Origin of the sequence: Bosea sp. NBC_00550 (genome assembly GCF_026020075.1) — a bacterium.
GTDB lineage: Bacteria > Pseudomonadota > Alphaproteobacteria > Rhizobiales > Beijerinckiaceae > Allobosea.
Window position 1 is genome coordinate 4,249,964 of sequence record NZ_CP102772.1, and the last position, 15,466, is coordinate 4,265,429.

The 15,466-nt window shown below is 67.3% G+C and carries 13 protein-coding genes; 1 reads left to right on the forward strand and 12 read right to left on the reverse strand.

Translation table 11 applies throughout. From position 1 onward, the window contains the following. The first annotated feature begins 12 nt into the window (after window positions 1-12). Entirely contained in the window at window positions 13-480 is a 468-nt protein-coding gene (locus NWE53_RS20455) for a hypothetical protein (RefSeq protein WP_265051188.1), read from the forward strand. A gap of 66 nt (window positions 481-546) precedes the next feature. Here the strand turns inward: NWE53_RS20455 and gyrB are convergent, their stop codons facing one another. From gyrB to mutM, 12 genes are all read right to left on the reverse strand, one after another. Then, window positions 547-2,985 carry a DNA topoisomerase (ATP-hydrolyzing) subunit B gene (gene gyrB, locus NWE53_RS20460; RefSeq protein WP_265051189.1) on the reverse strand — a complete coding sequence of 813 codons (2,439 nt, stop codon included), beginning with the start codon at window positions 2,983-2,985 and terminating at the stop codon, window positions 547-549. A gap of 123 nt (window positions 2,986-3,108) precedes the next feature. Then, window positions 3,109-4,041 carry a sensor domain-containing diguanylate cyclase gene (locus NWE53_RS20465; RefSeq protein WP_265051190.1) on the reverse strand — a complete coding sequence of 311 codons (933 nt, stop codon included), beginning with the start codon at window positions 4,039-4,041 and terminating at the stop codon, window positions 3,109-3,111. 113 nt (window positions 4,042-4,154) lie between these two features. After that, window positions 4,155-5,993, reverse strand: a complete 1,839-nt coding sequence (gene recQ / locus NWE53_RS20470; RefSeq protein ID WP_265051191.1) for a DNA helicase RecQ — start codon at window positions 5,991-5,993, stop codon at window positions 4,155-4,157. Between the two features lie 189 nt (window positions 5,994-6,182). After that, window positions 6,183-6,536, reverse strand: coding sequence for a hypothetical protein (locus tag NWE53_RS20475; protein WP_265051192.1), 354 nt, complete (start codon window positions 6,534-6,536; stop codon window positions 6,183-6,185). 6 nt (window positions 6,537-6,542) lie between these two features. Then, complete coding sequence (locus NWE53_RS20480; RefSeq protein ID WP_265051193.1) at window positions 6,543-7,157, reverse strand: LysE family translocator; 615 nt, start codon at window positions 7,155-7,157, stop codon at window positions 6,543-6,545. Between the two features lie 76 nt (window positions 7,158-7,233). Next, window positions 7,234-8,361 carry a DNA replication/repair protein RecF gene (gene recF / locus NWE53_RS20485; protein ID WP_265051194.1) on the reverse strand — a complete coding sequence of 376 codons (1,128 nt, stop codon included), beginning with the start codon at window positions 8,359-8,361 and terminating at the stop codon, window positions 7,234-7,236. A gap of 82 nt (window positions 8,362-8,443) precedes the next feature. Continuing rightward, window positions 8,444-9,559: a DNA polymerase III subunit beta gene (gene dnaN, locus NWE53_RS20490; protein ID WP_265051195.1), complete on the reverse strand. Its 1,116-nt coding sequence runs from the start codon at window positions 9,557-9,559 to the stop codon at window positions 8,444-8,446. A gap of 157 nt (window positions 9,560-9,716) precedes the next feature. Continuing rightward, complete coding sequence (gene dnaA, locus NWE53_RS20495; RefSeq protein WP_265051196.1) at window positions 9,717-11,234, reverse strand: chromosomal replication initiator protein DnaA; 1,518 nt, start codon at window positions 11,232-11,234, stop codon at window positions 9,717-9,719. Between the two features lie 778 nt (window positions 11,235-12,012). After that, window positions 12,013-12,279, reverse strand: a complete 267-nt coding sequence (gene rpsT, locus NWE53_RS20500) for a 30S ribosomal protein S20 (protein ID WP_265051197.1) — start codon at window positions 12,277-12,279, stop codon at window positions 12,013-12,015. A gap of 179 nt (window positions 12,280-12,458) precedes the next feature. Beyond that, window positions 12,459-13,460 carry a threo-3-hydroxy-L-aspartate ammonia-lyase gene (locus NWE53_RS20505; protein WP_265051198.1) on the reverse strand — a complete coding sequence of 334 codons (1,002 nt, stop codon included), beginning with the start codon at window positions 13,458-13,460 and terminating at the stop codon, window positions 12,459-12,461. 120 nt (window positions 13,461-13,580) lie between these two features. Continuing rightward, a complete protein-coding gene (locus NWE53_RS20510) occupies window positions 13,581-14,354 on the reverse strand; it encodes an enoyl-CoA hydratase (RefSeq protein WP_265051199.1) in 774 nt (257 codons plus the stop codon). A 118-nt stretch (window positions 14,355-14,472) separates the two neighbouring features. After that, on the reverse strand, window positions 14,473-15,363 hold the full coding sequence (gene mutM, locus NWE53_RS20515) for a bifunctional DNA-formamidopyrimidine glycosylase/DNA-(apurinic or apyrimidinic site) lyase (protein ID WP_265051200.1): 891 nt from the start codon (window positions 15,361-15,363) through the stop codon (window positions 14,473-14,475). Window positions 15,364-15,466 lie beyond the last annotated feature (103 nt).

A 15,466-nucleotide genomic window follows, 5' to 3' on the forward strand; every position in this document is an offset into this window, starting at 1 on the left:
AGCGAGGCAGCCATGATGAAGCAGATTGCAAAGACCGCTACGCTGGCAAAGGCCGGTATCATGCTCGCGGCGACGCTGATGCTGGCTGGGCCGGTCAACGCGCAGCAGAGCAATCTCGGGCCGGCGACGGGGAAGGTCCGAATCCAGCAGGTCCAGGTCGCTTTCATCGGCTCGGGCCAGGTGGGCGGCGGTACGCTCACCTTTCGCGGCCGGAACTATGGCCTGACCGTCGGAGGGCTCGGCTTCGGCGGCATCGGCGCCTCGCGCCTGACCGCAAACGGGACGGTCTACGGGCTGACGCGGCGCGAGGATTTCGCCGGCGCCTATGTCCAGCTGCGCGAGGGCTGGGCCCTTGGCGACCAGGGAAGCGGCACGCTCTGGCTGCGCAACACCAACGGCGTGACCATGAAGCTGGCGACGCGCCGCAAAGGGTTGCAGCTGTCGCTCGGCGCCGACGGCGTGCTGATCGGCTTCAAGTAATGGCAAAGCCCGCGCAGACACTGTCTGCGCGGGCTTTGAAACGCCGTGCCGGCTTCGGCGCCGAAATCAGATATCGACGGTCGCGTTGAGCGCGTTGGTCTGGATGAACTCGCGGCGCGGCTCGACGACATCGCCCATCAGCTTGACGAAGAGATCGTCGGCCTCGTCGTTCTGGTCGTTCTTGACGCGCAGCAGCGTGCGGACGTCGCGGTCGAGCGTCGTCTCCCAGAGCTGGTCGGGGTTCATCTCGCCCAGCCCTTTGTAGCGCTGCAGCGCGACGCCCTTCTTGCCGATGGCCGAGACCGCATCGAACAGGTCGGTGGGGCCGTTGATGGGGAAGGAATCGCCTTTGCGGGCGAGCATCGCTGGCTTGGCATAGGCTTCCTGCAGGGAAATCGCCGCGGCATCGAGCTTGCGGGCTTCCGCGCTGGCGAGCAGCCCGGCATCGATCGTCGCCGCCTGCTTCACGCCGCGGATCATGCGCGAGAACACGAAGCCGCCATCGACGATCTTGCCTTCCCAGCCGCGTTCCAGCTCGTCCGAGATCGCATCGAGCCGTTTCGCGATCGCGGCCGCCGCTTCGTTCGCCTGCGCCTCGTTGTCCTCGCTCAGCGGGTGAAGCACCCCTGCGATCGCCATCTGCTCGACGACGCGCCGGTCGTAGCGCGAATGGAGCTGGGCGAGCGCATTGCGGACGCTGCGGGCCTCCTCGATCAGCGCGCGCAGATCGGTTCCGCCGCGCTCGACGCCCTCGCTGGTGCGGAAGGTCGCCCCCTCCAGCGTCGAGTCGATCAGGTATTGCTCCAGCGCCCGCTCGTCCTTGAGATAGACGTGGCTCTTGCCGCGCGCCGCCTTGTAGAGCGGCGGCTGGGCGATGAAGAGATGGCCGGCATCGATCAGTTCCGGCATCTGCCGATAGAAGAAGGTCAGCAGCAGCGTGCGGATATGGGCGCCATCGACGTCGGCGTCGGTCATGATGATGATCTTGTGGTAGCGCAGCTTCGCCAGGTTGAAGCCGCCTTGGTCGGCCTCAGCCCGGCCGATACCGGCGCCGAGCGCCGTGATCAGCGTGCCGACCTGGTCGGAGGAGAGCATCTTGTCGAAGCGGGCACGCTCGACGTTGAGGATCTTGCCGCGCAGCGGCAGCACGGCCTGGTATTCGCGAGCACGGCCCTGTTTGGCGGAGCCGCCGGCCGAGTCACCCTCGACGATGAACAGCTCGGACTTGGCCGGATCGCGCTCCTGGCAGTCGGCGAGCTTGCCCGGGAGCGAGGCGATATCGAGCGCGCCCTTGCGGCGGGTGAGGTCGCGCGCCTTGCGCGCGGCTTCGCGCGCGGCAGCGGCTTCCGCCACCTTGCCGACGATGGTCTTGGCTTCGTTGGGATGCTCTTCGAGCCACTCGGACAGGGCCTGGTTGACGACGTTCTCGACGACCGGACGCACCTCGGAGGAGACCAGCTTGTCCTTGGTCTGCGAGGAGAACTTCGGATCGGGCACCTTGACCGAGACGATCGCGGTCAGGCCTTCGCGGCAATCGTCGCCGGTGAGCGAGATCTTCTCCTTCTTCGAGATCCCCGAGCTTTCGGCATAGCCGGTGATCTGGCGCGTCAGCGCGGCGCGAAAGCCGGCGAGATGGGTGCCGCCATCGCGCTGCGGGATGTTGTTGGTGAAGCAGAGCACGTTCTCGTGGTAGCTGTCGTTCCACCACAGCGCGACGTCGACGGTGATGCCGTCCTTCTCCGAGCTCAGCATGATCGGCTTCTCGATCACCGCTGTCTTGGCGCGGTCGAGATAGCGCACGAAGGCCTCGACGCCGCCGTCGTACATCAGCTCTTCGCGGACGATTTCGGCATGGCGAGCATCGGTCAGCACGATACGCACGCCGGAGTTCAGGAAGGCGAGTTCGCGCAGCCGGTGCTCCAGCGTCTTGTAATCGAACTCCACCATGGTGAAGGTCTCTTGTGACGGCAGGAAGGTGACCTCCGTACCGCGCTTGTCGCCCTGCGGGCCGACCACCGCGAGCGGCGCCACCGCATCGCCATGGCGGAATTCCATGAAGTGCTCGTGGCCCCCGCGCCAGATGCGCAGCTTGAGCGAGACCGAGAGCGCGTTGACGACGGAGACGCCGACGCCGTGCAGGCCGCCCGAGACCTTGTAGGAGTTCTGGTCGAACTTACCGCCGGCATGGAGCTGGGTCATGATGACCTCGGCCGCCGAGATGCCTTCCTCGCTGTGGATATCGGTGGGAATGCCGCGGCCGTTGTCGGTCACGGTGACCGATCCCTCGGCGTTCAGCGTCACCGTGACGAGGTTGGCGTGGCCGGCAAGCGCTTCGTCGATGGCGTTGTCGACGACTTCATAGACCATGTGGTGCAGGCCCGAGCCGTCATCGGTGTCGCCGATATACATGCCCGGCCGCTTGCGAACTGCATCCAAGCCCTTGAGAACCTTGATGGAATCGGCGCCGTAATCGTCGGGCTGGGCGCTGAGCGCGGCATCGGTCATGAAATGGTCCCTGAACGGGCGAGCGGGCGCCCGCGATGATCCTGATTCGAAACTGCAATATAGGGACTGACGATGGCTTTTTCACGCGCCTACGCGTGCGTGTACGCGGGAGGCGCGATCTCGTCAGGATCGCCCCGCGAGAGGCAGTGCCTCCATGCTGAGCTGCACCCTGTCGCGCCCTTCAGTCTTGGCGCGGTAGAGCGCGCGGTCGGCGCGGCCATAGATCGTGGCCGCGGTATCGCCGGGCTGGTAGGTGGCGACACCGGCCGAGCAGGTATAGCTTACCGCTGGCCGATCGGGCAGGGGATGTGCCGTGCGGGCCTGCGCCAGCAGATGCTGGACGAAGACCACCGAGTTCTCGGCCGGCGATCCCGGCATGACCAGCATGAACTCCTCGCCGCCGATCCGGCCGAAGCAATCGGTCCGCCGGATCACGCCATGCACGAGATTGGTGAAATGGCGCAGCACCATGTCGCCGCCTTGATGGCCGAAGCGGTCGTTGATGCTCTTGAACAGGTCGATGTCGAACAGGCAGACGCTGAGCGCGCTGTCCGGCACGAGCGCTGCCGCCTTGATCAGTGCTTCCAGCCGGCCGAAGACGAAGCGGCGATTGGCGGTGCTGGTCAGTTCGTCGGTCTGGGCCGCGCGCATCGCCAGGTCGCGATCCTGCCGGAGCAGCCTTTCCTCGCGGCGCAGGTCGCTGATCTCGCTCGCGATGCAGAGCATCCAGCCATTGGGCCGGACGGTTTCGGTCATCCACAGCCAGCGCCCGTCGACGAGATCGGTCTCATAGGCCCGAAACGGCGTCTTGCCGCGCCGCGACTGGGTCGAGGTCAGCCAGGCTTCGAGATCGCTGGCCTGGATCGCCGTGCCTTTGAAGGCGGTGTGGTTCCGGCGCATGATCTCGGTCCAGGTCGGAGTTTCGCCGGGCGCGAGATGGAAGGTCCGCCGGAAGGCGTCGTTGGCAAGGCGCAGGCGATCGGTCTCGTCATAGACCGCGAGCAGGACGTCCGAATGTTCGACCAGATCGGCGAACTGTTCGCGGGTTTTGTCCATGGACCGTTCGGCTTGCCGGGACGCCGCCGTAGCGCCCTGCGCGATCAGGATGCCCCATCCGGAGCCACGATCCAACCCCGGCTTCGGTTGCCGCTGAGGCGTGGTTACCAGTGTCAGGCGGAAAAGCCCGCGATCGCCTCGATGAAGGCCTCGCCATATTGCGCGAGCTTGCGCTCGCCGACCCCTTCGATGCCCCGCATCTCCTCCAACCCGAGCGGCCGCTCGCGCGCCATCGCGATCAGCGTGCGGTCGGTGAAGATGATGTAGGCCGCCACGCCCTCCTCTCGGGCCATCTGGAGCCGGAGCTTGCGCAGATGCTCGAACAGCGCGGCGGTGCCCTCGTCGAGCCCGTCGGCGCGCGCCGCGTCGCGCTCGGAGCGCCGTGAACGACGTTCCGCGAAGGCGTCGGCCCTGAGCGCGATGCTCTCGCGCCCGAACAGGATGTCCTCGCCCCTCGGGGTCAGTCTGAAGCCGCCATGTTCGACGCTGGCCTCGGCCAGCGCGCCGGCGGCGAAGAGCTTGCGCGTCAGTCCCGCCCAGGCCGCTTTCGGTTTGTCGGAGCCGACGCCGAACGTCTTGAGCCCGTCATGGTTCTGGCGGCGGATCGCTTCCGTCGTCGTGCCGGTGAGGATGTCGGCGAGATGCGCGGCGCCGAAGCGCTCGCCCGAGCGTATCACCGCCGAGAGGAGCTTGCGCGCATCGAGCGTCGCATCGGCAAGCGCCGGAGCCTCGGTGCCGCAGAGATCGCAGCGAAACGCGGCCTGCCCGTGCCGGCAGGGCGGCGTCTCCTCGCCGAAATAGGCGAGCAGCGCGCTGCGCCGGCAGAGCGCGTTCTCGCACAGGTCGATCATCGCGTTGAGGCGCTTGTGCTCGATGCGCTTGCGCTCCTCGTCGACCGGCTTCTCGTCGATCTGGCGGCGGCGCAGCGCCATGTCTTCGACGCCGTAGAGCGTCAGCGTGTCCGCCGGCAGCCCGTCGCGCCCGGCGCGGCCGATCTCCTGATAGTAGCTCTCGATCGAACCGGGCATGTCGGCATGGACGACGAAGCGCACGTCAGGCTTGTTGATGCCCATGCCGAAGGCGATGGTGGCGCAGACGACGACGCCGTCTTCCTGCAGGAAGACATCCTGATTGCGATTGCGCTCGGCCTGCTCGAGGCCGGCATGGTAGGCGAGCGCGTTCCAGCCCTTTTCGCTTAAGGCCGCGGCGAGACGCTCGGTCTTGCTGCGCGAGGAGCAGTAGACGATGCCGGAGCCGTTGCGGTGCCGGCGCAGGAAGTCGTCGATCTGCCGGCGCGGCTGGTCCTTCGGCGCGAAGGCGAGCTTGAGGTTCGGCCGGTCGAAGGAATGCACCACCATCTGCGGCGGCTGCGGGAAGAGCTGCTGGGCGATGTCGGCCTGCGTCTCCCGGTCGGCCGTGGCGGTCAGCGCGGTCACCGGCACACCGCCGAGCGCCTCGCGCGTCTTGGCGAGCAGGCGGTATTCCGGGCGGAAGTCATGGCCCCATTGCGAGACGCAGTGAGCCTCGTCGATGGCGAGCCTGGTCACGCCGAGGCGCTTCAGGCGCGAAACCAGCCCTTCGCCGGTCAATCGCTCGGGCGAGACGAAGAGCAGCCGCAGCTCCCCGGCATTGAGCTGGTCCCAGGCTTGCGCCGCCTCGCTCTCGCTGTTCATCGAATTGAGCGAGGCGGCGGAAACGCCGGCGCGCAGCAACTGGCCGACCTGGTCGCGCATCAGCGCGATCAGCGGCGAGACGACGAGGGTGAGCCCGCCTGCCACCAGTGCCGGCAGCTGATAGCACATCGATTTGCCGGAGCCGGTCGGCATCACCGCGAAGACGTCGCGGCCGGACAGCGCGGCTTCGATCACCTCCCATTGTCCGGGGCGGAAATCGTCGTAGCCGAACACCGATTTGAGGATCGCGCGGGCGTCTGATTCGCGGGATTGCGACATGATGAAGGGGTGTGCCGCAGCCGGACGCGCTTGGCCAGCCTTTCGGCTTCCAAAGCTGTGTCGATACTGCTCGGAACCACGCGTCATCCCGCGCTTGGCCGGGGATCCATCGAAGGCGCGGCGCTCTGCGATGGACCCCGCATCTCCGCTTTGCTCCGTCCGGGATGACTGCGTGAAGGTTGGCGAGCTTCAGCCTTTGACTGCCAGCAGATGGATCACGGTTGTCAGCGCGAAGATGGCGGTGATCAGCTTCGAGGGCCAGGGCTTGAGATCGAACCAGACGAATTGCAGGGCAAGCCGCAGGCCCCAGAAGGCGCCGCCCGCGAGCGGCAGCAGCGGATGCACGCTTCCCTGCCCGGATTGCCAGATCAGCGTCGCGCCATAGGCGAGGAAGACGAAGATCAGCATCACGTTGAGCGTCTGCGTGATCGCGGTGTTCAGGCTGCCGGAGGGCGCGAGCCGCTCCGGCCAGCCGAAGAGACGCCGGAAAGCCGCGTGGAACAGCGCGAAGCCGAGATCGAGCAGCCCAGCCGCCAGAGCCAAGATCGCTCAGCCCCGCGCCGCGATCGCCGCGGCCGCGCCCGCCATCACCCCGCCGGTCGCCCGGTTGATCCAGCGCATCGCCCGCCCGCTGGCGACGAGGCGCCGCGCCCGGTCGGCCGCATAGGCATAGGCCAGCATCGTCCCGCCGATGATCGGCATCGTCAGCGCCGTCACCTCGACAAAGGCCAGCGGGGTGAGCGCATTCAGGTCGATCACCAGCGGCAGGATGGACATGAAGAACACCATGACCTTCGGATTGCCGAGCGTCAGCGCGATGCCGCCGAGGAACAGGCGCCAGCCCTCGCCGCGTGCGGCGGCGGAGGGCTTCGGCGCCTCGGCCGGGGCTGTCCAGAGCTTCCAGGCGAGGTAGACGAGATAGGCGCAGCCCGCATATTTGATCGCGACGAAGACGCCGTGGAAGCTCTGCATCAGCACGCTCAGGCCCAGCGCGGTCAGCGTGAACCAGATGAGATCGCCCGCCGCGATGCCGGCGGCGAAGGGCAGCGAGCGCCGGAACCCGCTCGACAGCGAGCGCGCGACCAGCGCCGCGACCGCGGGCCCCGGCGAGGCGACCGCGAGGAAATAAACCCCGGCGAACAAGGCGAGGCTGGTGAATTCCATGGTTTCCTCCCGATCTTTTGCCCGATGCTACCAGCAAAGCGCCGGATCGTCCCATCGGGAAGGGTGGTGCGATCGATCAGTCGATCGGATCGATCCGCCCCGGCGTGACCGCGAGGCGCTGCGCGCCGGCCGGCAGATCGCCGAACAGGGCCGCATCCGCGCCGGTCATCCAGACCTGGCAGCCGAGACCGGTCAGGCCCTCATAGAGCGCCGCGCGCCGGCGGGGATCGAGATGGGCGGCGACTTCGTCGAGCAGTACCAGCGGCGGCAGCCCGCTCATCGCCGCGACGAGCCGGGCATGGGCGAGCACGAGGCCGATCAGCAGCGCCTTCTGCTCGCCGGTCGAGCCTTGTCCCGCGGGGATGTCCTTCGGCCCATGGCGGACCTCGAGATCCGAAGCCTGTGGCCCGGCAAGGGTGCGCCCGGCCGCGCGGTCGCGATGGCGGCCCTGGCGCAGCAGGCCCCGATAGGCGTCCTCGGCATCGACGGCCGGCAGGCGCGTGACGAGATCGTCGATCTCGCCGGTGAGCGCGATCACGGCATGCGGGAAGGGCGAGGCGTCGTCGCGCGTCTCGGCGATGATGGCGGAGAGCCGGGCCACTGTCTCGGCGCGGGCGGCCGCGACCGCGATGCCGAGCTCGGCGATCTCGCGCTCGACGGCGTCGAGCCACTGGCCCTGCCCGGGGCTCTCTTCGAGGATGCGGTTGCGCGAGCGCAGCGCCCGCTCCAGCGCATTCGAGCGGGTGGCGTGGCTCGGGTCGATCGCCAGCACGAGACGGTCGAGGAAGCGGCGGCGGTCGCCGGCCGCGCCGCGGAACAGCCCGTCGAGATCGGGCGTCAGCCAGACCAGGCGCAGATAGTCGCTGAAGGCGAGCGCCGAGCCGACGGAGGCGCCGTCGATCCGGGCAAGCCGCGGCCGTCGTCCTTCGCCGTCGAGAGGCCCGAGCCCGATGCCGAGCCGGCCCGCATCGTCGCCGAGGGTGATCGAAGCGGCAAAGGAGCCGTCGCCGCCCTGCCGCGCCATCGTCGCAAGTTCGACCCGGCGCAGGCCGCGTCCCGGCGTGAACAGCGAGAGCGCTTCGAGGATATTGGTCTTGCCGGCTCCGTTCTCGCCGATGAGCGCAACGATTTGGCCCTCGACCGGAAGATCGAGGGCCTCATAGGAACGGAAATCCTGCAGGATCAGGCGCGCAACGGCCGTCACGGAACGGACAACTCCTCCGGGCAATTCGGCCCGAGAACGGAATGACGGCGGTGGTTCCGTCCCAAAGAGACATGCGCGGCGGTCAGACGCGCATCGGCATCAGCACATAGAGCGCGGAAGCGCCTTCGCGGTCCTGGATCACGGTCGGCGAACCGGGGTCGGCGAGCTTGAGCAGCGCGGTGTCGCCGTCGAGCTGGGCGGCGATGTCCATGAGGTAACGGGCATTGAAGCCGATATCGAGCGGGCTCGCCTCGTAGTCGACCTCGACCTCCTCGGTCGCCGAGCCGGAATCGGGGTTGGTGACCGAGAGCGTCATCCGCCCGTCCGCCATCGAAAGCTTCACGGCCCGGCCGCGCTCGGACGAGATGGTCGAGACGCGGTCGACGCTAGCCGCGAAATCGCCCCTGTCGACGGTCAAACGCTTGTCGTTGCCGCTCGGGATGACGCGCTGGTAGTCGGGGAAGGTGCCGTCGATCAGCTTCGAGGTCAGCACCACGCTGGCGGTGGCGACGCGGATCTTCGAGGCCGAAAGCTCGACCGCGACCTCGCTCTCGCCGTCCTCCAGCAGCTTCTGGATCTCGGCGACGGCCTTGCGCGGCACGATCACGCCGGGCATCCCGACCGACCCTTGCGGGGCTGCGGTATCGACGCGGGCGAGGCGGTGGCCGTCGGTCGCGACGGCGCGCAGGACGGGGCGGCCGTCGACATCGATGGTGTGGAGATAGATGCCGTTCAGATAGTAGCGCGTCTCTTCGGTCGAGATCGCGAACTGGGTCTTGTCGATCAGGCGCTTCAGCTCGCCGGCCGGCAGCACGAAGCGATGGGCCATCTCGCCGGCGGTGATGTCGGGGAAATCGCTTTCCGGCAGCGTCTGGAGCTGGAAGCGCGAGCGGCCCGAGCGCAGCACGAGGCCGCTATCGCCAGTCGTCTCCAGCGAGACCTGCGCACCATCGGGCAATTTGCGGACGATGTCGTAGAGGGTGTGGGCCGGGACGGTCGTGGCGCCGGGCTCGGCTGCGTCGGCCGCGATCGTCTCCACCACTTCGATATCGAGATCGGTCGCCTTGAGGCGCAGGCCGCTTTCATCGGCGCTGAGCAGCAGGTTCGACAGGATCGGGATCGTGTTACGACGCTCCACCACGCGATGGACGTGGCCGAGCGACTTGAGCAGCGTGGAACGTTCGACCGTGACCTTCATGATTGTCTAGTCTTCTGACGCTAGCCGCCCAGGCATGGCTGCCTGGGCCCGAATGAGTGGCCAGCGACATTGCCGGACGGCAGCCGGGCGCGCAAGAGCCGTGCGTCCCGGCAACCACAGCCATTTGACGGGGCGGGCGCAGGCCGGTCGCGCCGGCTCACTCCTGCAGCATGCGCTTCAGCAGATCGACCTCTTCATGCAGCGAGCGATCCTCGCTGATCGCCTTCTCGATCTTGCGCACGGCGTGCAGCACGGTGGTGTGATCGCGCCCGCCGAAGCGGCGTCCGATCTCGGGCAGCGAGCGCGGCGTCAGCGCCTTGGAGAGATACATCGCGATCTGTCGCGGCTTCACCACGGCGGCCGTGCGGCGCTCCGAGAGGATGTCGGCGCGGCTGACATTGTAGCGGGTCGCGACGAGCTTCTGGATGTCCTCGATCTTGACGCGACGCGGCTCGCGCGTCCGCACGAGATCGCGGATCGCGGCTTCCGCCGTCTCCAGCGTCACGAGCTGGCCCGACAGCGTCGCATGGGCGAGCAGCCGGTTGGCGGCACCGTCGAGGTCGCGGCCGTTGGTCGTCACGACGCGGGCGACATAGGCCACGACGTCAGGGCTGACCTGGAAGTTCGGATGGGCGGTCTGCAGCGCTTCCATCCGGGTGCCCAGGATCTTGGCGCGCAGCACCTCGTCGAGCTCGCCGACCTCGACGACGAGACCGCCGCCGAGCCGCGAGCGGATGCGCTCGTCGAGAGCTTCGAGCTCACCGGCGAGACGGTCGCCGGCGACGACGATCTGCTTGCCGGCATCGATCAGCGCGTTGATCGTGTGGCCGAACTCCTGCTGGATCGACTTGCCCTGGATGAACTGCACGTCGTCGACGACGAGCAGGTCGATGCCGCGCAGCTTCTCCTTGAAGGCGAGCGCCGTCTGCGATTTCAGCGCTGCGACGAAGCCGTACATGAAGCGGTCGGCGGTGAAATAGGCGACGCGCTTGCCCTGGCGACGCGCCTCCTGCGCGATCGCCTGCAGCAGATGCGTCTTGCCCAGGCCGACGCCGGCATGGAGATAGAGCGGGTTGTAGGGGCTCTGGCCCGCCGGGGCGGCGGCGATGCGTTCGGCCGCGGCGAAGGCGAGCTGGTTCGATTTGCCGACGACGAAGCTCAAGAAGCTCATGCGCTTGTCGAGAGCGGTGCCGCAGGCATCGACGAGGTCGGCTTCACAAGCTTGGGGGGCGGCAGCTGCGGCCTTGCCGGTTTCCACGAGAACGGCAGCGGCGGGCGTGGGCCGGCTGCGCGGCATGGCGTCAGGCCGTGCCGGGATGGATGCGTCGCGCGAGACCTGGCGCACCGAGAGCAGCACGCCGTTCGGCGCCGGAAGCTCGGCTATGCAGTTCACCCGCAGGCGCTCGGCGTAATGCGCCTCGAGCCAGCTTTTCAGGAAGCGGGTGGGGACGGTGAGATAGGCCACGCCCTCGACGATGCCGGCGAGCTCGAGCCGTCCGAACCAGCTCGAGAACACGTCCTCGCCGAGCTCGGCGCGCAGGCGCCGGCGGACGCGCTCCCAGGCTTCCTGAACCGAAACCTCTTCCAGCTGAACCCCTGCGGTTTCCTCCGCCGCGATCGTCACCACCACCGACGCCGTCTCGACCGTCTCCAGGAATTCTTGCCGCTCGAACATCAATGGCCCCATTCTTTGAAATGCACGCACCTTGGGGTGGCGACCGCATGGCGGACACCTTCCCGGCGCTGTTGTCCGGTCAAAAGGGTTTCGAGCCCGACGGAGGCATGGCGCCCGTCCGGTTCCGATCCCGCTCTATCGATTTACGCTTGGAAGGCTCGCCGAGAGACGATGCCGCCCTTCATCTCAACACTGAAAGACAAAGAGCTACATCCTCCAACCTCCATGGTCGCGAGCCAAAAACGCTTGTCATCTCTGGAAATCCCGCGGCGGTCATTTCTGTCCGCCCGGCGATGAAGGGACCTTACAAGGCGCTCTCGACGGGCTGCAACATCCCTTTCAGCCGGCTTCGGAGAGTCTCACCGCGAGGGGGCGTTGCGGAGTGATGGCGGGAACCTGCAATTGGTTGGGGAACTTAAGATTTTCTTCATGCTCGGCCTCCTGGTTTTCCCGAATCTTTTTTTTCGGGTGCCCGGGAAAGGCTGCCGCAGAGTCGTCGCGATTCCGCTGCCCAAAATGCTTTGCCCGCTAAGATGATGATAAATCAGGTCTTTTTGTGAGCGGCAGGAAGCGGCGTCAGGCCCGGTTTCGGGCCCTGAAGCGTGCCCGAGAGTCAAGTCTGCAAAGGCGTGGAAAGCTTGCGGAAATGCCTTGCGGGAGCGTTTTTTTTCTTCGCTCGAAGCCTGTGGCTGAGTCGCCACAGAAGGGATGTGAGCCAACGAAAAAGCCCGGCCATGAGGCCGGGCTTTTCGCCGTCGAAACGATCGAATTGTCGGCTTCAGGAAGCCAGCGCGCCGACGCGATGAGCGAGGCGGGAAACCTTGCGCGAGGCGGTGTTCTTGTGAACGACGCCCTTCTGCGCGGCCCGCATGATCTCCGGCTGGGCAGCCTTGAGAGCCTCGGCGGCGGCGGACTTGTCGCCGGAGGCGATCGCCTCCTCGACCTTGCGCAGGAAGGTGCGCATCCGCGAGCGGCGCCCCTTGTTGACCTCGGTGCGCCGCACGATCTTGCGTGCAGCCTTCTTGGCCGACGTCGTATTGGCCATCGAAACGTCCTCGTCTTCATCGCTGCCGGACGCCTGGCATTATTGCCGGCGGGCCTGGCCGCTACCTTGCTGGAAAAACGTGAGCGGCGGCCGAGCTTGCGCGGGCCGTCGCGAGTTGGGTGGCTATAATCGCTTGCGCGTCCCTCGTCAACGCCGGAATCGGGTGCGCGCCGCTTCCATCAGGCGGAGGGTGCGATGAAGCGGGCGAAGCTCGCCAGATCGACATTGCCGCCGCTGATGATGATGCCGACGCGCTTGCCCTCGACCGGCACCTTGCCGGTGAGCACGGCCGCCGAGGCAAGGCAGCCGGTCGGCTCGACCACGAGCTTCATCCGCTCGGCGAAGAAGCGCATGGTATCGACGAGCTCGGCGTCGCTGACGGTGACGATGTCCTCGACCAGCGCCTGGATGATCGGGAAGGTGAGCTCGCCGAGGAAGGCGGTCTGTGCCCCGTCCGCAATGGTCTTGGGCACGCCGATCTTGACGATCTTGCCGGAGCGCAGCGACTGCTGGCCGTCATTGCCGGCCTCCGGCTCGACGCCGAAGATGCGGCAGTCGGGGTTGAGCGCCTTGGCCGCCAGCGCCGCGCCCGCGAGCAGCCCGCCGCCGCCGAGGCAGACGAAGAGCATGTCGAAGGGGCCGGCATCCTCGATCAGCTCCTTGGTCGCCGTGCCCTGGCCGGCGATAACCTCGGCATGGTCATAAGGCGGAATCAGCGTCAGCCCGCGCTCGGCGGCGATCCGGTCGCCGATCACCAGCCGGTCCTGGGTGTAGCGGTCGTAGCGGACGATCTCGCCGCCATAGCCCTGCGTCGCCTCGACCTTCGCCTTCGGCGCATCCTCGGGCATGATGATGGTGGTCGGCACCCCCAGCAGCTTGCCGGCATAGGCGATGGCCTGGGCATGGTTGCCGGACGAGAAGGTCAGCACGCCCGCCTTCTTCTGCGCCGGCGACAGGGCGGAGATGGCATTGTAGCCCCCGCGGAACTTGAAGGCGCCCATCCGCTGCAGGTTCTCGGCCTTGAAGACGAGGCTCGCACCCGTCCGCCGGTTGGCCGTGGCTGAGCTCAGCGCCGGGGTGTGATGCGCCACGCCCTTCAGGCGCTCGGCGGCGCGCTCGACATCGGCATAGGTCGGGAGTGTCAGGCCCTCGGGGGCGGCGATGTGGGCTGCGGCGGTCATGATCGTTGTCCTGCTGATGAGGGCGCATCGTGTCAGCAGGCGCAGGCCGGGTTCAAGACAAAGATCGACGCCCCGGCCATGCGTGGGAGTAATCGGTCGCGCGGGATGCGGGAGCTCGCGTCAGGCGTTCTTGAAATCCGGCTTCCGCTTTTCGATGAACGCGGACATGCCCTCCTTCTGGTCGGCGGTGGCGAAAAGCGCGGAGAAGACGCGGCGCTCGAAGCGCAGCCCCTCGTTCAGCGTCACCTCGAAGGCGCGGTTGACCGTCTCCTTCGCCATCAGCACCGAGGGCAGCGACTTCGCGGCGATGGCGTCGGCTGCCTTCAGCGTCTCCGTCAGCAGGTCGGCGAGCGGCACGATCCGCGCGACGAGCCCGGCACGCTCGGCCTCCTGGACATCCATGAGCCGCCCGGTGAGGCAGAGATCCATGGCCTTGGCCTTGCCGATGGCCCTGGTCAGGCGCTGCGTGCCGCCGGCGCCGGGGATGACGCCGAGATTGATCTCGGGCTGGCCGAATTTCGCGTTATCGGCGGCGATGATGAAATCGCACATCATGGCGAGCTCGCAGCCGCCGCCGAGCGCGAAGCCCGCCACCGCCGCGATGATCGGCTTGTTCCGCTGGCCGATGCGGTCCCAGGGCACGAACCTGTCGTCGAGATAGGTCCCGGGGAAGGTGCGGCCCTGCATCTCCTTGATGTCGGCGCCGGCGGCGAAGGCCTTCTCCGAGCCGGTGAGAACGATGCAGCCGATGCCGGCATCCCTCTCGAAGCCGTCCAGCGCCGTGTTGATCTCGTCGATGAGCTGGCCGTTCAGCGCGTTCAGCGCCTGCGGGCGATTGAGGGTGATGAGCCCGACCTTGCCCTTCGTCTCGACGAGAATGGTCTCATAAGCCATGACGGCCTCCCCGGATGATGCTGTTGCGTCAGCTTTAGCGGGCGCCAAGGCGGGAAGTCCATGCGCGCAACGCGCATCCGCGCATTCGCGGCATCACACTCGCACTGCCGAGCAGGCGTCAGCGCCGCGGCTGGCAGCTCTCGCAATAAAACGTCGAGCGGCCCGACTGCACCAGCCGCTTCACCGGCTTACCGCAGCCCGGCGTGACGCAGGTCTCGCCCTCGCGGTCATAGACCCGGAAGCGGTGCTGGAAATAGCCGAGCGAGCCGTCGGCATGGGCGAAATCGCGCAAGGTCGAGCCGCCTGCCGCGACCGCCTCCTCCAGCACCTCGCGGATGATGCGGGCTAGCTCGTGCGCCTTCTCGCGCGGCCGGCCGGTCGGGGTCGCCAGCGTTCCCGCCTCGGCCTCCGGGTGAAGCCCGGCGCGGAACAGCGCCTCGCAGACATAGATGTTGCCGAGGCCCGCCACGAGCCGCTGGTCGAGCAGCGCGGCCTTCAAGGGCGCGAACTTGCCTGCGAAGAGTTTCGCCAGCGTTTCGCCCGACAATTCGTTGCCGAGCGGCTCGATGCCCATGCCCGCGAAGTGTTTGGACGTCGCAAGCTCGGCGCGTGGCACCAGGTCCATGAAGCCGAAACGGCGCACGTCGTTATAGGTGACGCGCGCGCCAGACCCCATCTCGAACACGACATGGTCGTGGATCAGGTGCCGGCCGATCTCATTGTAGTAGGAGCCGGGCTCGGTCGGCTTCGTGCCGGGCGCTTCGACGATGAAACGCCCGCTCATGCCGAGATGCATGATCAGCGCCTGGCCGTCGTCGAGATCGGCGATCAGATATTTGGCCCGCCGCGAGAGCGCCTCGATCCGCCGCCCGGTCAGGCGCTCGGAGAACCGCTCGGGCAAGGGAAAGCGCAGATCCGGCCGGCGCTGCTCGATGCGGGCGAAGCGCTCGCCCAGCATGGCGGGCTCCAGCCCGCGCCGGACGGTTTCGACCTCGGGTAGCTCGGGCATCCCTGAACTCTCTTGTAAAGCCTGCGTCGAGACGGGCCGCGACAAGCCCGCTGCCTTTGGCTATTCATCGGCTCAGGCGAAAACAAGACAGATTTGCACAAGG